Annotated in this window: 22 protein-coding genes and 1 tRNA gene; 16 read left to right on the forward strand and 7 right to left on the reverse strand. The window is 67.2% G+C overall.

Annotated elements, in window-relative coordinates:
* Positions 1–105: 105 nt before the first annotated feature.
* The 4 genes from ACWRN3_RS02900 to nrfD all read left to right on the forward strand — a co-directional run bounded on the left by ACWRN3_RS02900 (position 106) and on the right by nrfD (position 6,142).
* Positions 106–378: a hypothetical protein gene (locus ACWRN3_RS02900; RefSeq protein ID WP_324645134.1), complete on the forward strand. Its 273-nt coding sequence runs from the start codon at positions 106–108 to the stop codon at positions 376–378.
* A gap of 234 nt (positions 379–612) precedes the next feature.
* Complete coding sequence (gene fdh, locus ACWRN3_RS02905) at positions 613–3,945, forward strand: formate dehydrogenase (protein WP_476739838.1); 3,333 nt, start codon at positions 613–615, stop codon at positions 3,943–3,945.
* A 98-nt stretch (positions 3,946–4,043) separates the two neighbouring features.
* Positions 4,044–5,054: a 4Fe-4S dicluster domain-containing protein gene (locus ACWRN3_RS02910; RefSeq protein WP_255175470.1), complete on the forward strand. Its 1,011-nt coding sequence runs from the start codon at positions 4,044–4,046 to the stop codon at positions 5,052–5,054.
* The gene (gene nrfD, locus ACWRN3_RS02915) at positions 5,051–6,142 is read left to right on the forward strand and encodes an NrfD/PsrC family molybdoenzyme membrane anchor subunit (protein WP_476739839.1); all 1,092 of its coding nucleotides are present in this window, start codon (positions 5,051–5,053) and stop codon (positions 6,140–6,142) included. The genes ACWRN3_RS02910 and nrfD overlap by 4 nt, the downstream gene beginning before the upstream one ends.
* Positions 6,143–6,157: 15 nt before the next feature.
* Here nrfD and selD read toward each other — a convergent pair whose 3' ends face one another.
* On the reverse strand, positions 6,158–7,168 hold the full coding sequence (selD, locus tag ACWRN3_RS02920) for a selenide, water dikinase SelD (protein ID WP_324645139.1): 1,011 nt from the start codon (positions 7,166–7,168) through the stop codon (positions 6,158–6,160).
* A 59-nt stretch (positions 7,169–7,227) separates the two neighbouring features.
* Between selD and ACWRN3_RS02925 the strand changes: the two genes are divergently transcribed.
* The 3 genes from ACWRN3_RS02925 to selB all read left to right on the forward strand — a co-directional run bounded on the left by ACWRN3_RS02925 (position 7,228) and on the right by selB (position 10,490).
* Positions 7,228–7,322, forward strand: a tRNA-Sec gene (locus ACWRN3_RS02925).
* 36 nt (positions 7,323–7,358) lie between these two features.
* Positions 7,359–8,690, forward strand: a complete 1,332-nt coding sequence (gene selA / locus ACWRN3_RS02930; RefSeq protein WP_476739840.1) for an L-seryl-tRNA(Sec) selenium transferase — start codon at positions 7,359–7,361, stop codon at positions 8,688–8,690.
* A gap of 3 nt (positions 8,691–8,693) precedes the next feature.
* On the forward strand, positions 8,694–10,490 hold the full coding sequence (selB, locus tag ACWRN3_RS02935; protein WP_476739841.1) for a selenocysteine-specific translation elongation factor: 1,797 nt from the start codon (positions 8,694–8,696) through the stop codon (positions 10,488–10,490).
* 42 nt (positions 10,491–10,532) lie between these two features.
* Here selB and ACWRN3_RS02940 read toward each other — a convergent pair whose 3' ends face one another.
* Positions 10,533–11,048, reverse strand: a complete 516-nt coding sequence (locus tag ACWRN3_RS02940; RefSeq protein WP_324645141.1) for a nucleoside kinase — start codon at positions 11,046–11,048, stop codon at positions 10,533–10,535.
* 47 nt (positions 11,049–11,095) lie between these two features.
* Between ACWRN3_RS02940 and ACWRN3_RS02945 the strand changes: the two genes are divergently transcribed.
* Positions 11,096–11,848, forward strand: coding sequence for a lytic transglycosylase domain-containing protein (locus tag ACWRN3_RS02945; protein ID WP_476739842.1), 753 nt, complete (start codon positions 11,096–11,098; stop codon positions 11,846–11,848).
* Between the two features lie 40 nt (positions 11,849–11,888).
* Here the strand turns inward: ACWRN3_RS02945 and ACWRN3_RS02950 are convergent, their stop codons facing one another.
* Both ACWRN3_RS02950 and ACWRN3_RS02955 read right to left on the reverse strand, forming a co-directional pair.
* Positions 11,889–13,055 (reverse strand): cytochrome P450, encoded by a 1,167-nt coding sequence (locus ACWRN3_RS02950; protein ID WP_476739843.1) that lies wholly within the window; start codon positions 13,053–13,055, stop codon positions 11,889–11,891.
* An 81-nt stretch (positions 13,056–13,136) separates the two neighbouring features.
* Positions 13,137–14,105 (reverse strand): CPBP family glutamic-type intramembrane protease, encoded by a 969-nt coding sequence (locus tag ACWRN3_RS02955; RefSeq protein WP_476739844.1) that lies wholly within the window; start codon positions 14,103–14,105, stop codon positions 13,137–13,139.
* A 176-nt stretch (positions 14,106–14,281) separates the two neighbouring features.
* Here ACWRN3_RS02955 and ACWRN3_RS02960 point away from each other — a divergent pair, with 176 nt between their 5' ends.
* The 5 genes from ACWRN3_RS02960 to ACWRN3_RS02980 are packed head-to-tail and all read left to right on the forward strand — an operon-like array spanning position 14,282 to position 19,315.
* The gene (locus ACWRN3_RS02960; protein WP_476739845.1) at positions 14,282–14,860 is read left to right on the forward strand and encodes a hypothetical protein; all 579 of its coding nucleotides are present in this window, start codon (positions 14,282–14,284) and stop codon (positions 14,858–14,860) included.
* 1 nt (position 14,861) lies between these two features.
* Positions 14,862–17,039 carry a bifunctional polysaccharide deacetylase/glycosyltransferase family 2 protein gene (locus ACWRN3_RS02965; protein ID WP_324645149.1) on the forward strand — a complete coding sequence of 726 codons (2,178 nt, stop codon included), beginning with the start codon at positions 14,862–14,864 and terminating at the stop codon, positions 17,037–17,039.
* A gap of 27 nt (positions 17,040–17,066) precedes the next feature.
* Positions 17,067–17,333, forward strand: coding sequence for a YciI family protein (locus ACWRN3_RS02970; protein WP_255175480.1), 267 nt, complete (start codon positions 17,067–17,069; stop codon positions 17,331–17,333).
* 41 nt (positions 17,334–17,374) lie between these two features.
* The gene (locus ACWRN3_RS02975; RefSeq protein ID WP_476739846.1) at positions 17,375–18,268 is read left to right on the forward strand and encodes an SMP-30/gluconolactonase/LRE family protein; all 894 of its coding nucleotides are present in this window, start codon (positions 17,375–17,377) and stop codon (positions 18,266–18,268) included.
* Between the two features lie 15 nt (positions 18,269–18,283).
* Positions 18,284–19,315, forward strand: coding sequence for an aldo/keto reductase (locus ACWRN3_RS02980; RefSeq protein WP_324645153.1), 1,032 nt, complete (start codon positions 18,284–18,286; stop codon positions 19,313–19,315).
* Positions 19,316–19,345: 30 nt separating this feature from the next.
* Here ACWRN3_RS02980 and ACWRN3_RS02985 read toward each other — a convergent pair whose 3' ends face one another.
* Positions 19,346–19,591 carry a hypothetical protein gene (locus ACWRN3_RS02985; protein ID WP_420716263.1) on the reverse strand — a complete coding sequence of 82 codons (246 nt, stop codon included), beginning with the start codon at positions 19,589–19,591 and terminating at the stop codon, positions 19,346–19,348.
* Between the two features lie 16 nt (positions 19,592–19,607).
* Positions 19,608–21,041: a flotillin family protein gene (locus ACWRN3_RS02990; RefSeq protein WP_255175483.1), complete on the reverse strand. Its 1,434-nt coding sequence runs from the start codon at positions 21,039–21,041 to the stop codon at positions 19,608–19,610.
* Between the two features lie 374 nt (positions 21,042–21,415).
* On the opposite strand from ACWRN3_RS02990, the gene ACWRN3_RS02995 reads away from it, so the two are divergent.
* Genes ACWRN3_RS02995 through ACWRN3_RS03005 form a run of 3 tightly spaced genes read left to right on the forward strand, consistent with a single transcriptional unit; the run spans position 21,416 to position 24,134 of the window.
* Positions 21,416–22,738, forward strand: a complete 1,323-nt coding sequence (locus ACWRN3_RS02995; protein WP_255175484.1) for an MFS transporter — start codon at positions 21,416–21,418, stop codon at positions 22,736–22,738.
* A 6-nt stretch (positions 22,739–22,744) separates the two neighbouring features.
* Positions 22,745–23,398, forward strand: coding sequence for a flavin reductase family protein (locus ACWRN3_RS03000; protein WP_476739847.1), 654 nt, complete (start codon positions 22,745–22,747; stop codon positions 23,396–23,398).
* Complete coding sequence (locus ACWRN3_RS03005; RefSeq protein WP_255175486.1) at positions 23,391–24,134, forward strand: enoyl-CoA hydratase/isomerase family protein; 744 nt, start codon at positions 23,391–23,393, stop codon at positions 24,132–24,134. The genes ACWRN3_RS03000 and ACWRN3_RS03005 overlap by 8 nt, the downstream gene beginning before the upstream one ends.
* 36 nt (positions 24,135–24,170) lie before the next feature.
* Here ACWRN3_RS03005 and ACWRN3_RS03010 read toward each other — a convergent pair whose 3' ends face one another.
* The gene (locus tag ACWRN3_RS03010) at positions 24,171–25,034 is read right to left on the reverse strand and encodes an SDR family NAD(P)-dependent oxidoreductase (protein ID WP_303695330.1); all 864 of its coding nucleotides are present in this window, start codon (positions 25,032–25,034) and stop codon (positions 24,171–24,173) included.
* Between the last annotated feature and the right edge of the window lie 19 nt (positions 25,035–25,053).

A 25,053-nucleotide genomic window follows, 5' to 3' on the forward strand; every position in this document is an offset into this window, starting at 1 on the left:
CGTGACGTCCGCCTCCTTTGGGCCAGGGCGGGAATACCAGAACGTGCTCTTGCCTTGTTATGAGTGAGGCGCCCACCGCAGGCTGCCTCGCTCGAAAGGACCCCCTTGCCCGTAGCTTTCATTCCATTCACCATGCATGCCTCTGCCCGGCATGACCACCGGCGCACCTTCCGCACCGACATCGAACGCTTGACCGACGGACATCTCCGGTCAACGCCGCTGGACGTACTCAGATCGACGAACACCCAGGCTGTGTTCCGCGGCGCCGTTCCAAAAGGCGCACATACCGCCACTGATGCCAGCCTCGCCAAGTACCTCCAGGACCGTCTCGCCAGCGAGAACATCCACCTGGATCTCAGCGTCAGCATCGAGCGGTAAAACACATCTGCGACGCCCGCCCGCCGGGCGTACAGAACGGCCATTGCGGCACCGGAACCTCCGGGACCTGCAATGGCCGTTTTCCTTGTTGGGACGGGAACCGGCCGCCGTCGTTCCGGCTGCGCAGGTCCGTGCAGGCTCTCCTGCCGCCTACCGGCCCAGGCGGGACCTCCCCGCGGGACACGCCCAGCCTTGTCCTGTTGCTCCCGCCGTCGTCTGGGATATGCTCCAGAAATGGCACCGCGAAGTTTTCTTCAATGGCCGGTCGTCCGTCAGCTAAGCACGGGCGACCTGTTGGGCCGTGGGCCGTCGGTAACGTCGGCCAAGACAAAAGCAATAGCCCCCCGGACCGCCACTGCCGACCGCGTCGTGCAGAGCGTGTGCCCTTACTGCGCCGTTGGATGTGGACAGCGTGTCTACGTCAAGGACGAGAAGGTCGTCCAGATCGAGGGAGATCCGGACTCGCCGATTTCGCGCGGCCGCCTGTGCCCCAAGGGCTCTGCGAGTGAACAGCTGGTTAACTCGCCCGGCCGGCAGACCAAAGTGCTTTACCGTGCGCCCCGTTCCACGGAGTGGCAGCGCCTGGACCTGGCGACGGCCGTCGAGATGGTGGCCGACCGGTTCATCGAGACGCGCCGCAGGACCTGGCAGCAGGAAGACGACCAAGGCCGGCTGCTGCGCCGCACCATGGGCATCGCCTCACTGGGCGGCGCAACCCTGGACAACGAAGAAAACTACCTGATCAAGAAGCTCTTCACAGCCGCAGGGGCGGTGCAGACCGAGAACCAGGCCCGCATATGACACTCCGCCACGGTTCCCAGTTTGGGAGCCTCGTTTGGACGCGGTGGTGCTACGCAATCACTGCAGGACATGGCCAACGCCGACTGCATCGTCATCCAGGGTTCCAACATGGCCGAGTGCCATCCCGTGGGGTACCAATGGGTGGCGGAGGCTAAGGCCCGCGGAGCGAAGGTCATCCATATCGACCCCCGCTTCACGCGGACGTCGGCGGTCTCGGATAAGCACATCCCTATCCGTGCGGGTTCTGACGTCGTACTGCTTGGTGCGCTCATCAACTACGTGATCACCAACGATCTCTGGTTCAAGGAGTATGTCAGCGCCTACACGAACGCTGCCACGCTGGTCCATGCCGACTACCGCGACGCAGAGGACCTTGGCGGACTGTTCTCCGGCTTCGACCCGGAGAAGGGCGCCTATGACACATCCTCCTGGGCCTATGCGGAGAAGGGGGAGGGCGCCATCGACGAGCCGGGACCCGGTTCGGAACATGGCGCCGATGCCACGGCGCGCGCCGCCGGCCACGCCTTTGGCAGTGGCGGGCCACCCCTGGAGCACGCCGAAGTGCAGCGTGACGACACGCTCGAGGATCCACGGACCGTTTTCCAGATCGTGAAGCGGCACTACGCCCGCTACACGGCGGAGATGGTGCAGGATATGTGCGGCATCAGCGTCGCCGACTTCGAGTATTTGGCCCGTACCATCACGGAAAACTCGGGACGCGACCGGACCACCTGCTTCGCCTACGCGGTCGGCTGGACCCAGCACTCGCTGGGGGCGCAGTTCATCAGGGCCGCAGCCATCCTGCAGCTCCTGCTCGGAAACGTCGGACGCCCGGGCGGCGGCATCATGGCCTTGCGGGGCCACGCCAGCATCCAGGGTTCCACGGACATCCCCACCCTGTTCAACCTCCTGCCCGGGTACCTCCCAATGCCCAGCGCCGGACGCCATGACAGCCTTGAGGAATACCTGTCCGTTATTGGGTCGAAACAGCAGAAGGGCTTCTGGGCAGACGCCGATGCCTACACCATCAGCCTCCTGAAGGCCTGGTGGGGCGACGCTGCGACGGAAGACAATGACTGGGCCTACGACTACCTGCCCAGGCTGACCGGAGCTCACGGCACGTACGAGACAGTGATGGGCATGCTCGATGACGAAGTCGAGGGCTACTTTATCCTTGGCCAAAACCCGGCAGTGGGCTCCGCCCACGGCCGGATGCAGCGCCTCGCCATGTCCCATTTGAAGTGGCTTGTGGTGCGTGACCTGAACCTCATCGAGTCCGCCACCTGGTGGAAGGACGGCCCGGAGATCGAATCCGGCGAACTGCGCACTGAGGACATCGAAACCGAGGTGTTCTTCCTGCCCGCCGCGACCCACGTGGAGAAGGCCGGCTCCTTCACCCAGACCCAGCGGCTGCTGCAGTGGCGGCACCAGGCAGTGGCCCCGCCGGGGGAGTGCCAAAGCGAACTGCAGTTCTTCTACGAGCTGGGCCAACGGATCCGCGAGAAGCTGGCCGGCTCCGAGGACGAACGCGACCGGCCGCTGCTCGACCTGACGTGGGACTATCCCACGGACGAGCACGGTGACCCGGACGCCGAAGCGGTGCTTGCCGAGATCAACGGCCGTCACGTGACCGGTCAGGATGCCGGAAAGCCCGTTTCCGCATACACGGAACTCCGCGCCGACGGTTCCACGGCGGCCGGCTGCTGGATCTACACCGGCGTGTACGCTGACGGTTTCAACCACGCCGCCAACCGCAAGCCGGGCCGGGAGCAGGGACCGGCGGCTCCGGAATGGGGCTGGGCATGGCCCGCCAACCGCCGGATCCTCTACAACCGCGCGTCCGCCGATCCCGCCGGCAAACCGTGGAGCGAGCGGAAGAAATACATCTGGTGGGACCAGGAGCAGGGTAAATGGGTCGGAGACGACATTCCGGACTTCCCGATCGACCGGGCACCGGGCAGCAAGCCCGATCCCTCCGTGGGTGGACCGGCCGCGCTCAGCGGAGACGATCCGTTCATCATGCAGGCCGACGGCAAGGGCTGGTTGTTCGCGCCGAAGGGCCTGTTGGACGGCCCCCTTCCCACCCACTACGAGGCCCAGGAATCACCGGTGGCCAACGCGCTGTACCCGCAACAGCAAAGTCCTGCGCGGCTGGTGTTCCCCCGTGCGGACAACCTCAGCGCGCCCAGCGCCGGCACCAGCGGGGCGGACGTTTACCCGTTTGTCTTCACCACGTACCGGCTCACGGAGCACCATACGGCGGGCGGGATGAGCCGCTGGCTCCCGTACCTGTCGGAGCTGCAGCCGGAGATGTTCTGCGAGGTGTCGCCTGAACTGGCAGCTGAGCGCGGACTGGAACCGTACGGGTGGGCCACCATCATTTCGCCCCGCTCTGCCATCGAGGCGAAGGTGCTTGTGACGGACCGCATGAGGCCGCTGGCAGTTGGCGGCCACACCGTGCACCAGATCGGTCTGCCCTACCACTGGGGCGTGGGCAGCAACGCGGTGGTCAGCGGTGACGCGGCCAACGACCTGCTGGGTGTGACGCTGGACCCCAACGTCCAGATCCAGGAATCCAAGGTGGCCTCCTGCGACATCCGTCCGGGCCGCCGCCCGCGTGGCGAAGAACTCCTCGCCCTGGTTGCCGAGTACCAGACGAGGGCCGGTCTGACCCCCGAGACCGGTAACCAAGCGGTCACCGACCCCGCGGCGGAAGGCATTGATCCTCGGGGGAAAGATGGCGACGCCGATGGTGGGCCGGGATGATGAGCGTCATCGCCGGCCCGGCCGGCACATACATTGACCGGCCCGGAACGCTGTCTGCCGGCAGCGTTCCGGGTTTCGACGCGACGTTGGAGAACTAGATGGGCCAGCTGTCCGGACCGACCGACCCCACCGCCGATGCCCATTGGGAGCACAACCATCCGCGCAAGGGGTTCTTTACCGACACCTCGATCTGTATCGGCTGCAAGGCCTGCGAGGTCGCCTGCAAGGAATGGAACCACAACCCGCAGGACGGCAACCTGGAACTGCTCGGATCCTCCTACGACAACACCGGCTCCCTGGGCGCCAGCACCTGGCGGCATGTTGCCTTCATCGAGCAAGGCCAGGACCGCATCGTCGAGGCACGGGAATCGGGCCGGGCCCTGGTCAGCCTGGGCATGCCCCGCATCGGTCCCCCCACCCCCGCAGCGTCCGCCCCGGCGGATCTGGCGGAGGCGGACACCACGCCGCCTGACACAGCAGACTTCCGCTGGCTGATGTCCTCTGACGTCTGCAAGCATTGCACCCACGCCGGGTGCCTTGACGTATGCCCCACGGGAGCGCTGTTCCGGACCGAGTTCGGCACGGTGGTGGTTCAGGACGACGTCTGCAACGGCTGCGGAACGTGCGTGGCCGGGTGCCCCTTCGGCGTGATCGAGCGCCGCAGTAACGGCACAGTGAAGGTGGCCACCAGCAGGGAAGACCAGCACGCCGGGCATCCCGACGTCCCCAACGTAGGCATCGCCCAGAAGTGCACCCTCTGCTACGACCGGCTGGTGGCCGACGAGACGCCCGCATGCGCCAAGGCCTGCCCGACGACGTCCATCAAGTTCGGCGACCACGACGACATGGTGGAGGCAGCCCGGGAACGGGTTGCCGACCTGCACGCCAAAGGCCTCACCGAGGCAAGGCTTTACGGTGCGAACGAAAATGACGGCGTCGGCGGAACCGGCTCCGTCTTCCTGCTGCTCGATGAACCGGAGGTCTACGGACTTCCGCCGGACCCGCGCGTACCCACAGCTGATCTGCCAACGATGTACCGGCGGGCCGGGATGGCGGTAGCAGGCATGGCCGCCGCCGCTGCGCTGGCCTTCCTGGGAGGACGCGCGTGACACTTTCCGAGTTCGATAGTTTCCGGCCAGCAGAGCCCGCACGCCGCCGTCGGGAGGGCGGCAAGCGGGGGACGGGCCGCCGCCGGGACAGCGGTGACGGCTCCCGGGAAATGCCGATGGTGCCGGAGCCGGAATTCACCTCGTACTACGGCCGTTCCGTAGTGAAACCCGCTCCCTGGGGCGACGACGTGGCGATCTACCTCTTCCTGGGTGGCGTGGCAGCCGGTTCGGCCCTCCTGGGCGCCGGCGGCCAACTGACCGGACGCCCGGTGCTGCGCAGGAACGCCCGGCTGGGCGCCCTGGCAGCGGTGAGCGCTGGTGCGGTTGCCTTGGTGAAGGACCTGGGCCGGCCGGAGCGTTTCCTGCACATGTTGCGGACTTTCAAGGTCACCTCTCCGATGAGTGTGGGTTCGTGGATCCTCAGCGCCTTCAGCGCCGGCGCTGGCGTCTCGGCAGTGGCGGAAATCGACCGGATGAGCGGCGACCGGCTGCCGCTGGGTCCGTTGCGCAAGGTGCTGCGCGCTGTGGAAGGACCGGCAGGCATCGAAGCTGCGGTGTTCGCCGGGCCGCTGGCGGCGTACACGGCCGTCCTGCTCGGTGACACAGCCACACCGACGTGGAACGCGGCCCACGAGGAATTGCCTTTCGTTTTCGTGAGTTCGGCCTGCCTCGCGTCTGCCGGGCTCGCCATGGTCACCACGCCGGTGCGCGAGACGGGTCCTGCGCGGAAACTGGCCGTGCTCGGCGTCCTGGGAGATGTCGTGGCCATGAAGGTGATGGTGCACCGGATGGACCCGGTGGCCGCGGAACCACTGCACCAGGGCAAGGCCGGCGCCATGCTGAAGTGGAGCGAGCGGTTGGCCGTGGCCGGCGGCCTGGGCACACTGCTGGGCGGACGAAACCGGATGGTCGCCGCCGCTTCGGGGCTGGCACTGCTGACCGCCTCGGCCCTGACCCGGTTTGGTGTGTTCGAGGCAGGGCTCGCCTCTGCCAGGGACCCGCGGTACACCATCGAACCGCAGAAGAGCCGGCTCGCAGCCCGCCGCGCCGCCGGTGTTACCGGCGACGCAATCACCACCGGCAGCTGAGGCAGTTGCCGGGTTTCAGCGGATCTGAATACCCTGCCCCGCAGTGGTATGGCCGATTACGGGGTGGCCCGGCAGCTCGCCGACCACCAGCAGGCCGCCGGACGTCTGCGCATCGGCCAGCAGCAGCAGATCATCCTCGGTGATGCCCGGTGCGGCCTCCAGGTGCGGACGTACCCAGTCGAGGTTGCGCCGGGTCCCGCCCGAGACGAAGCCGTCCCGGAGTGCCTCGCGGGCTCCATCGATCAGCGGTACGGCTTTCAGGTCGATGACGGCGCCCACTTCCGAGGCGCGGACCATCTTGTAAAGGTGCCCCAGCAGGCCAAAACCGGTTACGTCAGTGGCTGCACGAACGCCGGCGGCCACCGCCGCCTCGGAGGCGTCGCGGTTCAGTGCCGCCATCGTCTCCACGGCTTCGGCAAACACCTCACCGGTCTGCTTGTGCCGGTTGTTGAGGAGACCGACGCCGAGTGGCTTGGTCAGAGTGATGGGCAAACCCGGCCGGGCGGCGTCGTTGCGCAGCAAGCGGTCGGGATGGGCGACGCCGGTGACGGCCATGCCGTACTTGGGCTCCGGATCATCAATGGAGTGCCCGCCGAGCACGGGGCACCCCGCCTGGGACGCCACGCTCAGGCCACCGCGCAGGACCTCGGTCATCAATTCCATCGGCAGGACGCCGCGGGGCCAGCCGACGAGGTTGATCGCCGTGACGGGCCGGCCGCCCATGGCGTAGATGTCCGACAGAGCATTGGCGGCGGCAATGCGGCCCCAGTCATATGCATCGTTGACAACGGGGGTGAAAAAGTCGGCGGTGGTCAGGACCGCAAGATCATCGCGCACCAGGACCGCCGCAGCGTCGTCGCCGCTGTCAAGGCCCACAAGGACCTCCGCGCCGGGTTGGCCGATGAGGCCACGGACGGCATCTTCGAGTTCGCCGGGAGGAATTTTGCACGCACAGCCGCCGCCGTGGGCATAGTCGGTGAGCCGGAATGCGCCGGTGGCACCATGATCGAGTTGCTGGACTGACATCTGAGCCTCATTCACCCGCCCAGCGTACCCTCCAAGGCAACCCTGCTATATTGAGGCGCGGTGGCGTCCGGGTCCTGGTGGGCCCCCCGGTCTTCAAAACCGGTGAGGCTGAGCATCTCGGCCTGGCGGGTTCGATTCCCGTCCGCCACCGCCAACTTTCGGCAGCGAATGCCGCGATATGAGGAGGGCTGTGGACCACGTCGATCCCCGGCGCCTGATTCCCCGCACAAATGACCTGCTGGCCTTGCCTGCCGTCCGCGAAGCCCGCACCCGGCTGAACGAGCGCGTCATCCGCGAACTTGTCCGGGACGTCCAGGAGCAGGCCCGGCGCGGCGGGCTGCCCCCCGGCCAGGTGGAACCGGCCCTGCTGGCGGCCGTCGCTGCGCGTGCGGCTACCACCCTGCGCCCGGTGCTGAACGCCACCGGCGTCATCGTCCACACAAACCTTGGGCGCGCCCCTCTTTCTGAAGGTGCAGTGGAAGCTCTCGTCGCGGCCAGCGGCTACGTCGATGTGGAGCTGGACCTGTCAGACGGCAGCCGCTCCCGCCGGGGCGCCGGTGCCCGGGCGGCACTGCTGGCCGCCTGTCCCGCCGCCGAGGACGCACTGGTGGTCAACAACGGAGCCGCGGCGCTGGTGCTGGCCACGACAGCCTTCGCCGCTGGCCGGGAAGTGGTGGTGAGCCGCGGCGAACTCGTTGAAATTGGTGCCGGATTCAGGCTGACGGACCTGATGGAATCCACCGGTGCCAGGCTTCGCGAGGTGGGCACCACCAACCGAACGCACCTGCACGACTACGCCGGAGCCCTCGGTCCTGACACCGGATGCGTCCTCAAGGTCCATCCAAGCAACTTCCGGGTTGACGGTTTTACCTCAGCTGTTCCCATCAATGAGGTGAGCCGCCTGGCCTCGGCCAACGGCGTCCCCCTCGTGGCCGACCTGGGCAGCGGACTGCTGGCCCCCGATCCGTTCCTGCCGGATGAACCGGATGCCACCTCCGCCCTGGCGAGCGGCGCCGACGTCGTCATCGCCAGCGGGGACAAACTCCTGGGCGGCCCCCAGGCGGGGTTGCTGCTGGGCCGCAAGGAGGTCATCGCCCGGCTGGCCCGCCACCCGCTCGCCCGCGCCGTCAGGGCAGACAAACTTGCCCTCGCCGCCCTGGAAGCAACGGTTGCGGGCGGGCCGCCGCCCGTCGTGCAGGCGCTGCACGCCGACGTCGGGCAGTTACGCGGCCGTACGGACCGGCTTGCCCGGGAACTGGGCGTACCCGTGGTCCCGCATGACGGCAGGGTAGGGGGCGGCGGCGCCCCCGGCGTACCCCTGCCCGGGTGGGCACTCCGGCTCCCCGAAGGACTTGCGCGTTCCCTGCGGACCGGCGACCCGGCCGTGCTGCCGCGCGTCCACGACGGCTCCTGCCTGGTCGATCTGCGCTGCGTGCCCGAAAAGGACGATGACCGGATTGTCGAGGCGGTACGGCGTGCCCTGGCAACCCTTGACGTTGCGGATGCAGGGAGGGCGGGCTGAACCGTGCACGTCATTGCCACAGCCGGGCACGTCGATTCCGGTAAAAGCACCTTGGTCCGCGCCCTCACCGGCATGGAGCCCGACCGCTGGGAGGAAGAACGGCGCCGCGGGCTGACCATTGACCTGGGGTATGCCTGGACCACGCTGCCGTCCGGACAGGACGTGGCGTTCGTCGATGTACCGGGCCACGAACGTTTCCTGGGCAACATGCTCGCCGGCATCGGACCTGCGCCGGTGGTCTGCTTCGTGGTGGCCGCCGACGAAGGCTGGCAGGCGCAGTCGAGCGACCACCGGGACGCCGTCGCTGCACTGGGCATTGAACACGGCGTCGTGGTGCTGAGCCGCGCGGACCGGGCATCCGGGCAGCGGGTTGCGGAGGTGCTCGCGCGGACCCGAACGGAACTGGGCGGGACCGGCCTGCAGGACGCGCCCGCAGTAGTTGTGTCCGCCATCGACGGCACGGGCCTGGCTGACCTGCGTGCAGCGCTCGACGGCGTACTGGCCAACGTGCCTCATCCCACCACGGATGGGCGGGTCCGGTTGTGGGTGGACCGTTCGTTCACCATCACCGGTTCCGGGACGGTGGTGACCGGGACACTGGCAGCAGGAACGCTCGCCCAGGGTGACCGGCTGGAACTGATCGGCCACGTCGATACCCGGCCGGTGGTGGTCCGGGGCCTGCAAAGCCGGGACACCTCGTACGCCTCGGTGGAGCCGGTCAGCCGGGTGGCGCTGAACCTGCGCGACGTTGCCGCAACGGATATCCGCCGCGGTGACGCGCTGGTTACCCCGGACGCATGGCCCACCACAGCAGTGGTGGGAATCCAGCGCACCACCGGGGTGGCCTACACCGAGGTCCCGGAACAGCTCATGGTGCACGTTGGCACGGCGTCCGTGCCGGCCCGGCTGCGCCCCTTCGGCGCCGACCATGCCCGGCTGGTCCTCGACAGGCACCTGCCCCTCGTCCTGGGGGACCGCCTGGTGCTGCGCGATCCCGGAAGCCGTTCGGTGCTGGGCGGCGCGCGTATCCTCGATGCCGACCCACCGGCCTTGCGGCGGCGCGGTGACGGCGCCCACTGGGCGGAGCGTCTTGCAGGAATGGACCCCGCCGGAGACGTACTGTCAGAGGTTGCAGCCCGCAGGGCTGTGCAGGCGGAACACCTGCGCCGGCTCGGACTGCTGCCCGGGCATGACGCGGAGGCACCCGCCGGCGTACAGGTCATCGAGGACTGGTGGGTGCACGCTCCCGTCCTTGAGGCCTGGCAGCATCAGCTGCGCACCGCGGTCCAGGCGCTGCAGGAGCGGGATGCCCTGGCCCCAGGCCTTTCCATGGGTGCGGCGCGGGACCTGCTCACGTTGCCCGACGAGAAGCTGCTTTCCCACGTCATCCGCGGTGCCGGCCTGGAACAGGACGGCGGACACGTCCGGCTGCCTGGCAGCCAGGGCAACCTTGGTCCCATCGAGCCGGCAATCGCCACGCTGGAGGGCAGGCTCAGCGCGGATGCCTTCCGTGCCCCCGAAGCCGATGAGCTGGCGGCACTCGGCCTCGGTGCCCGCGAGCTCGCAGCCGCTGAACGCACCGGTCGCCTGCTGCGCCTGCGCGACGGGGTGGTGCTGCTGCCCACCGCCCCGGCGCTTGCCATGCGCACCCTCGCCGGCTTGGACCAGCCCTTCACCACGAGCCAGGCCCGCCAGGCGCTGGGCACAACACGCCGGATCGCGGTTCCGCTGCTGGAGCACCTGGATTCGCGCGGCTGGACCAAGAGGCTGGATGCAGGACACCGCACGGTGGTGCGCTGACCCGCCGTCGGCCAGGAAGAGCGGTGCCCGGCCTACTGAGGGTTAGTCAGGGTCCGCTGCCTGCACGTGGTGCAGGATGTCGTCCACGACCCGGGAAAGCGGCGCGGTGGCGTCAATCGGAATGCCGCCCGGCGGGATCTCTTCCCGTGTTCCGTGCAGGTGTTCGATCAGCTGCCGCTCCGCCGGCTGCCCTCCCCATTCGTCTGCCGGACGCTGGTCGAGGCGCCGCCTCAGTGTGCCCAGGTCCACCTCAAGGACGAAGACGCCGTCGAACAGATCGATGAACTTGGCGAGGTTTCTCGACCCGCCGCAGAAGAACGTCACCGCGTCCCGCTGGTCTGCTGCCTCGGCCCGGACGTCGGCGACTCTCCAGATGTGGTGCCTGTGCACAGCGACGCCGGTGACGCCCCCCAAGGGTTCGCCCGTTTCCGGATCACCCTGATAGGCAAGTTCACGGTCTCCGTTGATGGCGTGGTAGCCGCGCCGCCGCAATTCGTTGCAGACCGCGGTCTTGCCCGTGCCCGAGCCGCCCTCGATAAGGTAATTCTTCCTGCCCATGCCTGATGGTACCGATGAGGGAGAGCCCGGGATGGTTTGATTGGTCAGTGCTCCGTGTAAAACGCTTTGTGGCCCTTAGCCTGTTCGTGGTCTGCGCGAGCGCAGTTTTCTCGTTCTGGCTGCTGGGCCAGCCCGGCGCCGGAGCCCGTACGGCCGTTTTCCTGCCCCCGCGTGCGGGAGCCAAGCTTCAGCCGGGGCCCGATGGCATCGCCACCGCCGTGAACGTCACGCGGAGCCCGGACGCCGAGTGGCTTGGCACGGCTGCCGCCCACACCGGAATCCCTGCACGGGCCCTGCGTGCCTACGTCAATGCGGCCGTTGCCGCCAATGAATCCGCTCCGAAGTGTGGCATCGGCTGGAACACGCTCGCCGCCGTCGGCTTCGTCGAATCAGCCCACGGCACGTACGGTGGCGGCAGCTTGAGCCCTGCCGGCCAGGCCAGCGGCCCGATCGTGGGCCCCAGCCTTAACGGTGCGGGATTCGCCGCCATAGCCGACACCGACGGCGGCGCCCTGGACGGCGACGCGAGTTGGGACCACGCGGTGGGACCGATGCAGTTCATTCCCTCCACGTGGCGGATCGCAGGCAGGGACGGGAATGGGGACGGGGCGGCGGACCCGTTCAACATCGATGACGCCGCCCTCAGTGCGGCCACGTATCTTTGCGGCCACGGGCGCGACCTCACCACAGCGCAGGGCTGGACAGCTGCCATTTACGCCTACAACCAGTCCGATGCCTACATCCGCCAGGTGAGCTCCCAGGCCACCTCCTACGCCGCGAAAACGGGCACCGCCGGTTGACTGGATCCCGCGGCGTCCCCGGGTCCGTTCCACGGGCCGGTCAGGCAGGCTGCCAGGTGACGGGAAGTTCCTTCAGCCCGTAAACGATGCTGCTGTCCATCCGCTCCAGTTGCGCTCCGGGAGCCACGGAAAGTCCCGGGAGACGGGACAGCAGCGCTTCCAGCGCAATCCTTGCCTCGAGCCGGGCGAGCGGTGCCCCGAGGCAAAAGTGGATGCCATGGCCGAACGCCAGGTGCCTGTTGGGGTTGCGGTCCACATCGAACTCGGACGCCCGCTGGAACTGCTGCTCGTCACGGTTGGCCGAGCCGATCCAGGCGACGATTGGAGCACCGGCGGGAATCAGTTGGTCACCCACGACGGTGTCCGCCACCGCCACCCGGTACATGGACTGCACCGGCGACCGAAAGCGGAGCACTTCTTCGAGGGCCGGGGGAAGCAAGGCCGGCTCGTCGATGAGCCGCTGGAGGGCGCCGGGAGACTCCGTCAGGCACAAAACGGCGTTGCCGATCAGATTGGTGGTGGTCTCGTTGCCGACTACCAGCAGCAGGGCACAAAACCCGAGCAGTTCGGGCACCGTCAGTTTTTGCCCGTCAATCTCCGCGGACAGCAGGCTGCTGATGAGGTCCGTGCCGGGACGGCTCCTGCGCTGGTCGATCAGGGCAAGGAAGTACTCGACCATCTCCGAAGTGGTGGAGTCCTGCGTTTCGCCGGCGGGGAGGGTCCGCGTCTGGCTGACAATCACGTCAGACCAGTGCTTGAAGCGCTCGCGGTCCTCGCTGGGGATGCCCATCAGCTCGGAGATGACGATGACCGGCAACGGGTAGGCAAGGTCCTTGATCAGGTCAGCGCTTCCCTTGCCGCTGATCTCCGCCAGGAGCTCGTCGGTGAGTCCGGCGATGCGGGGAGCCAGCGCGTCAACAGCCTTGGGCGTGAAGGCCTGCGTAACCAGCGAGCGTAACTGGCGGTGCCTCGGGGGATCGGTGGTGATCAGGCTGGACGCGAACAATTGCCCGGTGCCGGAGGGATTGTCACCACCCATGCGCGACGAGAACGTTGCGTGTTCGGACAACACCCGCTGGACGTCGTCGTACCGGAACACGTGCCAGCTCCCTGACTGGTCATCCTGGAAGACGGGGGCCGTTGCCCGCATGCGTTCATACTGCGGAAAGGGATCAAGCGGGTATTGGGCGGACTGGGTGACATCCATGGTGGCCTCCCTGCTCACCTGGCGCCGTGCGGTCCACGGACGGCGCCAGGCCGTCAAATGACTGACCGTAGAACCTCGATCCTAGCCAAAGCGTTTCCCTGCGTCACCACGATGTCGTAAATGCCGGCGCTTCCTGGTGGACTCCCGGCCCCGGGGTGCGCCTGCCAGTCGCCGGCGTTCGCGCCTGGCGGCAAACCAGATGGCGGCAACCATGACTCCCAACACGTCCGCGAAACCCAGGATGGCCTCCCACGGCATTTGGATGGAACTGCCCCGCAGGTTGTTGTAAAAGGATCCGAGGGGAAGAAGCAGGGGCCAGAGGACGATCAAGTTCCGGACAACGCAGTAGGCCACCGCGTAAACCACGCCGAGGCCGAAGAGGAAGAGCATTTCCTGCGCGTCCATTCCGTAGCCGACATGGTAGGCCGCATAAAGGGCAGCCGCCCCGGCCACCCCTGCTATCGGGCCGAAGCTCGCTTCCAGGCGCGCCTGGATGAAGCCCCGGAAGAATACGGCCTCAAAGAATCCCACGGTGATCGCCAAGGCTGCCAGGGGCACCCAATCGACCGGCCTGGGAAGTGGGTATCCCCACAGCGTGATGGCGAACTGCACGGCGGCAAGGATGAGCCCCAAGGCGACTGCCTGGCGCAGGTTGGCGCGGCCGATGCCCAATTCGGCCAAAGCCCTGCGGCGGATCCATGTGGTGTAGGCGAGCGGGCCGAGGACGCCGAGGAGCATGCCGGCCGCGAAGCAAAGGAACAATCCGAGTGTGTTTCCCTGGGTAAAGACCCTGAAAGCCAGCCAGAAGAGGGCCACAACACCCACATACAATGTGGCAACGGCGCCCACGTCGCGCCAGTCCGGATGTCCGGTCCAACGAGGCCGGGACATGGGCATGACGAGCGCCAGAACCAGTGCTGCGAGCGGGACGCCGACGCCGTAAACAGTAGGGTTTCCCAGCGCGAGCAGCAGGATTGCGCCCACGAGGAATACCGGCCACGCGTACCTTGGCAGGAGCTGGGCCGTTCCACTCAAGTTCGTTCCCGACATGGCTCCCCACTCCACATAACTGCCTGGTTCATGGCTCAAGTCTTCTCCCAGCCGGTGGCCGTCCGTAGGGGCCAAGGGCCCAACTGAACCCACGACGTACGGCCAGTGAGCGGCCTAAGCCAACCGGGCGCCGGTTTTTGTGGTAGCGATGAGGGGTCCCCTAAGGTTATTGCTCGATGAAAGCCCCTGAAGATACATCCGGTCAGTCGCCCGCCATCTCCCCGCGTGGACCCGTGTTTGTCGACGCGTCAGGCCGCCGGCTCCGGCGGGTCAAGATGATCGGCCTCGGGGTCGTCGGGCTTGTAGCGGCATACGTCATCCTCGTACTGGCCGCCTTCATCGGCGGGTCAGGATCCTCGGCACCATTCCTTCCCCTGCCGGCCGCCGCCGGACCCCGCGATACGCCAACAAGTCCGCCCTCTGCCGATCCTCGGGCCGGCCTGACCGGGCCCGCCGTTCCGGTTGTTGAGCAGTCGCCGGCGGCCGTCCCGGTGCCCGTCTCTGCTGTTACTGCCGTACCTCCGGCGGAGGGCGCCGCCGTCGTGCCCGCTGCGCCCGCCGCCCCCGCCGCTGCTCCTGCCCCGGCTCCGGCCGCCGCCCCCGCAGCCCCCGGAACGTCGGGAACCGCCACCGGCTCCGGTGCAACCGCCCCCGGCTCCAGCGGAACAGCGCCGGGCTCCAGCACGACCGCCCCCGGCGCGAGCGGCTCGGCGCCGGGCCAGGCCACACGGCCCACCGCCCCCGCGCACCAGTAACATGACCCGCCGGAATAAAGGTTCCCGACCCGCCGCAAGCAACGTCCCCGCTACTGTCAGGGCGCATTGGTTTGTCCTTCTCGCCACCCTGATGGCCCTGGGGCTCGCCCTGGCCGTGCAGGGATACATCCATCATCTGGGCGGAGCGCCCGGGGACTCTTTGCCGGCGGACACAGCCGCAGGCGCCGTCCCCACAACGCTCTCGCACGGCGGCCCCGTGGTGGATTCGCGCGGCGGCTCCGTGACAACCGTCAGCCCGCCGGACCGGACCATCGCCCTGACCTTCGACGACGGCCCGGACCCGGTTTGGACGCCCCGCATCCTGGACGTACTCCGGGAACACCACGTCCATGCCACCTTCTTCGTCGTTGGTTCCGCGGCGGTGGACCACCCGGACCTGGTGCGCCGCATGGTGGCGGAAGGCCACGAAGTGGGTGTCCACACGCTGACCCACACCGACCTTGGCACAGCCCCGGACTGGCGCCGCGAACTGGAGGTGCAGGGCGGACAGGATGCGATTGTCGGAGTGACGGGCCAAGCGGCTTCCCTGCTGCGCCCGCCTTACACCGCCGGCAACAGCGCCATTACGAACGGCATGTGGTCCGCGCTCCATGGAATGGCGGACGAGGGCTACCTCACCGTGCTCAGCAGCCTGGACAGCGAGGACTGGCAGACCCCGGGCACCAAAGCCATCGAAGCCAACCTGACCCCGTCGGGGCCGCAGGGGCAGGTGGTCCTGATGCACGACGGCGGCGGAGACAGGGAACAGACCGTCGCCGCGCTGGACTCCGCCCTGTCGCGCTTCTCCGCACAGGGGTACAAGGTCACAACGGTCGGGGAAGCCGTGGGCGTGGACAGCATGCGCCCCGCTTCCAGCGTTGAACAGCTGCGCGGCTCTGCCCTGGTCTGGGGGATCCGCCTCAGCGATTTCGTCGTCTGGGCGATCTCCTTGGGGCTCGTCGCCGCCGGCGTCGTGACTTTCCTCCGTGCCGTCCTGGTGATGTTCTTCGCAGCACGCCACAGCCGTGCTGCACGCCGCCTCCCCGGTTCGGGACGTGGCCGGCGCCGCGTCGACGTGATGGTGGGGCCCGTGGTGACTGAAGCGGCGACCGTGATTGTCCCGGCCTATAACGAATCCGCGGGAATTGAAGCCGCCGTCCTGTCGATCCTTGCCTCCACGCACCCGGTCGAGGTCATCGTTGTGGACGACGGGTCCACCGACGGGACGGCGGACATCGTGGAGGCCCTCGACCTGCCTGGCGTCACCGTCATCCGCAAGGAGAACGGCGGCAAACCGTCCGCGCTGAACGCAGGGATCCAGGCCGCCAGCCACGACCTTGTGGTCATGGTGGACGGCGACACGGTCTTCGAGCCTGATACGGTACGTGCCCTCATCCAGCCGTTTACCGATCCCCGGGTGGGAGCGATTTCCGGCAACACCAAGGTGGCCAACCGGGGCGGCATCCTCGGCGCATGGCAGCACATCGAGTACGTCGTAGGGTTCAACCTTGACCGCAGGCTGTTCGACGTCGCCGAATGCATGCCCACCGTCCCCGGGGCCATTGGTGCCTTCCGGATTGAGGCCCTCCGCAATGTCGGGGGCGTCAGCGACGACACACTCGCCGAGGACACCGACCTGACCATGGCACTGTGCCGGGACGGCTGGCGGGTGGTGTACCAGGAGGACGCACGGGCCTGGACGGAGGCACCCGCCACCCTTGGCGCCCTGTGGCGACAGCGGTACCGCTGGTGCTACGGCACCCTCCAGGCAATGTGGAAGCACCGGGGTGCCGTGGTTCAGGGAGGTGCGGCCGGCAAGCTTGGCCGGCGTGGACTGGGCTACCTGCTGGTACTGCAGGTGCTGCTTCCCCTCTTCGCGCCCATCGTCGACGTCTTTGCCCTCTACGGCCTGATCTTCCTGGACCCGCTGCGGATCGGGGCTCTGTGGCTGCTCTTCCTGGCGGTCCAGTTGCTCATGGCCGCCTACGCGTTCCGGCTCGACAAGGAACGGCTGGGACCGCTCTGGACACTCCCGCTGCAGCAGTTCGTCTACCGGCAGCTCATGTACCTGGTGGTCATCCAGGCCGTTGTCACGGCAGTTGCCGGAGTCCACCTTCGCTGGCACCGGATGGAGAGGTACGGCAGCCTGCGCGTCCCGCAGACCCAAAGCCAGGGCTAGGGTAAGTTCGGGCCCATGGAATGTGTCGTGATCTACAGCTTGCGTGAGGGCGTGGACAGATCCACGGTCATGGACGTCTACCCCCGCCACAAGGCGTACTACGAGGCTTTCCGGGCCGCCGGGGGAGGACTGCTCGCCCTTGGCCCCTTGCAGTCCCCGGAGCCCGGCCTGAGCTCGCTGGGCATCTTCACGTCGTACGGGGAGGCCGAACGTTTCATTGCCGGTGATCCCTTCGTGACGGAGGGTCTCGCGGACCCTAAGCTGCTCGAATGGAACGCCGTGCACCTGGCGTAGGCGGGCATGGCAAACAACCTGGACGGCGAAGGGGCTTTCTCATGGGTGACGGACTGACGACGGGCGTGCTGGAGCGCCTGTACACCGGCACGGTGTGGGCGGAGGGTCCATTGTGGGTGCCGTCGTCGCAGACGGTGCGGTGGAGCGATATCCCCAACGACCGCATTCTCGAGTTCCACCCGGACACCGGGATGACGCAGGAATACGCGACCGGCGTGGAGTTCACCAATGGCCGTACCCTCGACGCCGACGGCAGCGTTGTGCAGTGCAGCCACGGCCGGCGCCGGGTGGAGCGCGACCGCGACGGGACCGTCACCGGCCTGGTCGACTCCTTCCAGGGCCACCGGCTGAATTCACCCAACGACGTGGTGATTGCCCGCGACGCCGGCATCTGGTTCACGGACCCGCCCTACGGGATCCTTCCGGGAACAAAGGAAGGGCATGAGGGCGAGCAGGAATACGGGGGCTGCCATGTGTTCCGCTTCGACCCCGCCTCCGGAACGTTGACCCCTGTGGTGACCGACCTCGTGCATCCCAACGGACTGGCCTTCTCGCCTGACGAATCCATCCTCTACGTTGCGGACACGGCCGGCAGCGCCTACGGCGTCCCGCTGCGGATCGCCACCTACGCTGTGCGCGACGGCCACTGCAGCGCCAGGACCGGCACGCTCGAGTTGGAGGACGGCCACGCGGCCGACGGGTTGCGGGTGGACGTCGAGGGAAGGATCTGGACCTCGGCCGGCCCCTCCGTGCGGATTTACTCACCGTCCTTCAAACTCCTGGGCACCATCCCCGTGCCGGAGACCGTCTCCAACCTGTGCTTTGGCGGTCCCGACGGGCAGGACCTCTACCTGACCGCGACCACCAGCCTGTACCGGATCCGCACCACCACCACGGACGCGGCCGCACGCAACCATCCCACCGACCGCAACTGAACGCGAGGACACACCATGCAGCACCGGACACTGGGCCACAGCGGCACCGTCGTCACCAGCTTCGCGCTGGGCACCATGACCTTCGGCGCGGAAGCGACCGAAGAAACATCCCACGACATCCTGGACAGCTACTTCGAAGCGGGCGGCAATTTCATCGACACCGCCGACGTCTACAGCTCGGGAGTGTCCGAGGAAATCATCGGCCGCTGGAGGGCCCGGCGTCCCGGCCTGCGGGACACTGCGGTGATTGCCACCAAGGGGCGTTTTCCCATGGGGACGGCACCGAACGACGTCGGAACATCCCGGCGGCACCTGACCCGCACCCTGGATGATTCGCTCCGCCGCCTGGGCGTGGAGCAGATCGACCTCTACCAGATGCACGCGTGGGACCCCATAACCCCCGTGGAGGAAACCCTCCGGTTCCTGGAAGATGCCGTGACCCGCGGCAAGATCGCCTACTACGGCTTCTCGAACTTCCTGGGCTGGCAGCTCACCAAGGCTGTCCATGTTGCCCGCAGCCAGGGGTGGAACCCGCCGGTCAGCCTGCAGCCGCAATACAGCCTCCTGGTCAGGGACATCGAGTTCGAGATCGTGCCGGCCGCCCTTGACGCGGGAATCGGCCTGTTGCCGTGGTCGCCCCTGGGCGGCGGATGGTTGTCGGGCAAGTACAGGCGTGACCAGAGTCCCTCCGGAGCAACCCGTTTGGGGGAGAACCCCGAACGCGGCATGGAAGCCTGGAAGGCACGCAACGACAATCCTCGCACCTGGACGGTCATCGAAGCCGTGGAAGGCATCGCGGCCGACCACGGCGTGAGCCCCTCCCAGGTCGCCCTGGCCTGGCTGGTAGACCGGCCTGCCGTAACGTCCGTGATCCTGGGTGCCCGGTCCACAGAGCAACTTGCGGACAACCTGGCGGCCGCCGACCTGAGCCTCAGTGCGGACGAAGTCCACCGGCTCACCGAGGCCAGCCGGCCAGAGGCAGGGGTGTATCCCTACGGACCCATGGCCGAGGAGCAGCGCAGCCGCAAAATGGAGGGCGGAAGGTAGCCCCACCCCGGGAGGGGACGCCGCCGGGCCTCACTGATCGTGCTTCAACACGTCCGGCAGCTCCTCCACGTACACCGTTTGCGGCGGGTCGAAATAGATCACCAGCACTTCCGCGCCCACCGGATAATCGCTTTTCTTGTCGAATGGATGCGCGTGGAAGGCCATGGTGCCGCCAAGGTAGGGCAGCATGACTTCGCCGATGGTGCCCGGGCCGATACGCCCGGTTACCCGGCCGATCTTCCCGGTCAGGCTCCGGTCAATGTTCCTGCGGATCATGACGTGGCTGGAGTTCCTACGCGCCCGGCGCCTTGGGCTGGCGCTTGGCGTCTTCACCCTTCCGGAGCGCCGATGCGAGCGCCGGCAGGTAGTCGCCTGCCTGTGCCAGGATTCCGCCCAGCATCTTGTTGACGCCCTCGCCGCCGTTCAGCACGGTCATGTGGCCAACATGGGAGAACGGCTCGGCCGCTGCGGCGATGATGGCCGGCATGTTCTCGGCGAGCTGCTGGGAGATAACCGCGTCCTGGTTGGTACCGAGTGCTTCGGCGCGGGCCTTGATGCCGTCCGCCTCGGCCAGCGCCTTGGCCTTGATTGCAGACGCCGCGGCGTCACCTTTTGCCCTGGTCGCCGCGGCTTCGGCCTCGCCCGTGACCTTGGTGGCTCCCGCCGCGGCAGCCGCGGCGGTGGCGTTGGCCTGGGCCTGGAGCTCCGTCCGGCGGGCATTCGCCTGGGCCTCAAGCTCCGTCCGGCGTGCCAGTGCCTCAGCGGCGCTGATGTCTGCCGATTTCTGGCCCTCCGCATCGGTGCGTTTGGCGTAGGCTTTCGCGTCCGCGGGTTTCCGGATGCTGGTCTGCAGCTTCTGCTCTTCCCGGTCCGCCTCAAGCTTGGCGACTTCGGTTTCCTGCACCACCACCTGCTGCCGCGCCGTGGCCTCGGCCAGCGGGCCGGCCTGGGCGGCATTGGCGCGGGCGCGTTCGGCGTTGGCCTGCGCCACTGACTGCCGGATGGCCGAGACGCTCTGCGCATCCGCGATCAGGGCCGCCGCCTCCGCCTCCTTTTCCGCCGCCTCCCGGTTACGGGTGGCCTCCGCGATCCGGGCCTCCATCTTTACTTGGGCGATATGGGGCTTTGCGATGTTCTGGATGTAGCCGGTGGGGTCCTGCAGGTCCTTGATCTGCAGCGAGTCCACCACAAGGCCCAGCTTCTCCATCTCCACGCCGCTGGCGCCGCGGACCTGCGACGCGAGCTTGTCCCGCTCGCGGATGATCTCCTCCATCGTCATGCTGCCAATAATGGAACGCAGGTGGCCCTCGAAGACGTTGTATACCTGGCTTTCCATCTTTGGTTGCTGGCCCAGGAAGCGGCGGGCGGCATTGGCGATAAAAGGCGGCGCGTCCCCAATCTTGTAAATGACGACGCCCTCCACAACGACCTGGATTCCCTGTGAGGTGACGCATGAAACCTTGAGCTCGGTTTCATTCAGGGTCAGTGACAGGGGCCGCACGGTCTGGAGGCCGGGAAGGACCAGGGCACCCTTGCCCGTGACGATTTTGAAATCCATTCCTTCCCGGGTTTCCAGGGTTCCCCGGGTCAGCCCGGAAATGATCAGGGCCTCGTTTGGCTCAGCCACCTTCCACATCAGCTTCGTGGCAACCCAAATGAAACCAACGGCAAACAGCACTCCGAGAATAATGGCGATAAGTGGAAAGAACGGTGCAAAGTCCGGCATGGCCAGGTCCTTTCGACGCCGCAAACGGCATCACGGTAAAAACCCCAATAAATGCAGCCGTCCAATCACCCGACCAATGAAAGTGCCGTCAATTCCGGTGCACCTGGCCGGCTGTTGTAGACAGTCTGATTGGGCCCCGCCCAAGAGTCCAGAGCCGTGCCGATATTTGCCTGCGGCAACGGAATAAGGCGTACGACGGCGGCACCTGGCATCCGCCGCCGCCCGCGGCCGGGAAGCCGTTGACATGGGCAACTACTGCTCGCACGATGGGAAGACGAACCGCAATGCGGGTCCAGCGCCTGGTTTCACTATTCCTTATCCTTGTTTTGCCGTTCAAACCGGGCGTTCTACTACATCTGACCAATGGAGTGATGATGAGTATTCAAGGAGTGACCCGGGAGCAGGCCGTCAGGCGCGCCACCGTGGCAAGCGTGGTGGGCACCACCATCGAGTGGTATGACTTCTTCCTCTACGGGACTGCCGCCGCACTGGTGTTTCCCCAGCTGTTCTTCCCGGGCCAGGTGGCCTTTGCCGGTGTGCTGGCCGCATTCGGCACCCAGTTCGTCGGCTTTGTGGCCAGGCCAATCGGCGCCGCCATTTTCGGCCATTTCGGTGACCGGATCGGCCGCAAGACAACACTCATGGCCACGCTGTTCCTGATGGCGTTCGGAACGGTACTGATCGGCTGTCTTCCGACATACCAAAGCATCGGCGTGGCCGCGCCGGTACTGCTGGTGGTCCTCCGCATCATCCAGGGCATCGGCGTGGGCGGTGAATGGGGCGGTTCGGTCCTCCTGAGCATGGAATGGGGCGACCCGAACCGCCGCGGCCTGTCCGCTTCCTGGCCGCAGATCGGAGTGCCACTGGGCCTGGTGCTGTCCACCGGCGTCGTCAGGATCACCACAGCCGCCACCGGCACTGACGGATTCGTTGCCTACGGCTGGCGGATCCCGTTCATTTTGAGCATCATCCTGATCGGCGTGGGCCTGTTCGTCCGGCTCCGCGTCATCGAGAGCCCGGAGTTCGACGCGGTCCGGAAGTCGAACAAGGTGGTGCGGGCCCCGATCATCGAGGTGATCCGGCGCCAGCCCAAGGAAATCCTCCTTTCCGCCCTGGTGCGTACATCGGAGCAGGCTCCGTTCTACCTGTTCATTACCTTCGTAATTACCTACGCCACCAAGCAGCTGAAGCTGGACAGCAACTCAATCCTTGATGACACACTGATCGCGGCCGCACTCGGGCTGATCAGTGTTCCCCTGTTCGGGCGCCTTTCAGACCGTTTCGGCCGGCGCCGCGTGTATGGAACCGGCATCGTGCTGACGGCGCTGTTCGCTTTCCCCTATTTTGGGCTGCTCAACACCAGGGACGCCCTGTGGGTTGGTGTTGCCGTCGTGGTCAGCCTGATCCTGCACGACATCCAGTACGGGCCGCAGGCCGCCTTGATCGCCGAAAGTTTTGACACCGACATCCGCTACACGGGCGCCGGTCTGGGGTACCAACTGGCCAGCGTCGTCGCCGGTGGTCCCGCGCCCCTCATTGCCGCCGCCCTGCTGGCGACCTATGGGAACTCGACGTCGATCTCGCTGTACATCATCCTCTGCTGCGTGATCGCCATGGCCGCCCTGGTCTTCCTGCCGAGGGCCAAGGGAGCCCTGGCCAAGGATGCCGCTGCCGCCGCCACGCCAGGAAGCCCGTAGGACCGGATGCGGACAGACTTCGATCCTGAACAACTGGGTCCGCGGGACTTCTACAAATTCCTCACGTCCGTGGTGGTTCCGCGGCCCATCGCCTGGGTTTCGAGCACCTCCCCGGCGGGGGTGGACAACCTGGCGCCCCATTCGTTCTTCACGGTCGCCTCGGTGGACCCCCCGATCATCCAGTTCACCTCCGTGGGCGAAAAGGATTCGCTGCGGAATATCGAGGCAACCGGGGAGTTCGTAGTGAACCTCGCCCCGGCAGCGCTGATCCAGGAGGTCAACGCCACCGGGACCAACTTCAGCGCAGATGTGAGCGAATTCGACGCCGCCGGCCTGGCCCGTGAGCCCAGTGCTGCGGTCCGGCCGCCCAGGGTTAAGGAGTCTCCGGCTGTTCTGGAATGCTCGCTTCACCAGACCTTGCGGATGGGCGACTGCGTCCTGGTGTTCGGGCTGGTGGTGCACGCGTCCGTCTCATCCCAGGTGCTCAACGGCAACCACCCGGAGGTGGCCCGGCTTGATCCGCTGTCCAGGCTTGGCGGGGACGAATGGGGGAGCCTGGGCCCCGTCCACCACCTGCCTCGGATCCGGGCATCGCAATGGCCTGGCCCGTTCACACCGCGGGCCACGGGAGACAGGACGCGTGATACCCCGGATGGATGACGAATCAGGGTCTGTTGCGACGCTTTCTATTGGCAGCGGGGAACGGCTCAATGCCCTCGGCCTGAAGGACTGGCAGGAGCTGCGGCTCGCCGTCCACCGTCTGGCAGCGGTCCCTTCACTCCGCGCCGTCGTTGTGCGGGGCAGGGGAGGGGTGTTCTGTTCCGGCTTTGACGTCCGCGAATGGGAGGGAGCGCCAGACAGCGAGGTCAACCAGACATTCGGCATCATCGAAGCAGCGCTGCAGGCGCTCGAGGACCTGCCCGTTCCCACCGTGGCTGTCGTTGAGGGGGTGGCCGCCGGTGCCGGCTGCCAGTTGGCCCTCGCCTGCGACCTCCAGCTGCTCACCGCCTCAGCCCGCATCGGGATGCCCGTGGCACGCCTTGGACTGCTGGTGCCGGCAACCTTCGCAACCCGCATGGCATTGCGCGTCGGCCCCTCCCGCAGCAAGGACCTCCTTTACGCGGGCCGTATGTTGACCGCGCGCCAGGCGTGGGACATGGGGCTGGTCACCACCCTGGCCCCGGACGACAACGCGGATGCTGCGCTCGCTGCGGTCCTCGACCCGTGGAAGGGAGCCTCAGCGGCCTCCCTGAGGGCATCGAAGGCAGCGGTGGACGAGGGCCTGCGCCTGCTGACGGAAACCGGCCGCCGCGCACCACAGGGACCGGCGGTGGATCCCCATGAGTTCCGGAGCCGGGTCTCAGGCTTTCTCCATCGCCGCCGGGGCAGCCTGTAGCCCGGCTCGGCCGGCGCCGAGGATGCCGGGTCCGGACTAGGACGGGTCGGGTGGCTCCAGGACGGTGATGTCCAGCGGCATCCTGTTTGCACGGCGCAGGCGGCCGCCCAGCACGTTGCGCAGGCCGTGCGTGACCATCCGCCGCCGGGTCAGGAACCGGAATTCCGCGGCATCTGAGGTCACCAGGTCCAGGATCGGTAGCGCCGCCTCACGCGGGGCCTGTCCCCACAGCCCGACCACCACCTGCAGGCCCGTGAGGCGCTGCTCGTACCCTGCCTGCGACGCCACACGCCCCAGGAGTTGGGTCTCCACCAGTCCTGGGTTCATGCCGTGCACCCGGACGCCGGTGCCTTTGGTTTCCAGCCGCAGGGTCTCCGTGAACTGGCGGACCCACCGTTTGCTCGATGCGTAGGCGTTCTGCAGGGCCACCGGACCGCGGTCGCCCTGGCCGTACAGGTTGACCAGGTCGCCATGGCCCTGACCCAGGAACACAGGCAACGCCATCCTGGCACCATGGAACGTGCCAAGGACGTTGGTGCGAACCACTCGCGTGAAGTCATCGATGGGTGTCGACGCCGTGGGCCCGAAAACCCCGGAGGTGCCGGCGTTGTTGACCCAGATGTCCAAGGTCCCCCGGGCCAGGGCCTCGTCCCGGAGCGCCTCAACGTCTCCCGGTTCGGCGGTGTCGCAGCGCTTCCCGGAAGCCGCGATCCCTTCAGCACGCAGGCGCCGGACGGCGGCAGCAACGCCGTCGTCCGCCCTGGCTGCCAGCACCACCTCTGCGCCGTGCAGGCCCAGGACCCGGGCCATTTCAAACCCCAGCCCGCGCGAAGAGCCGGTCACCACCGCCACGCGGCCGCGAAGGACATCGTGGGTGGGCACCGCCCGTCGGGTACGCATTCCTCTGTCCTACGCCCCC

Source organism: Pseudarthrobacter sp. rb (assembly GCF_056389225.1).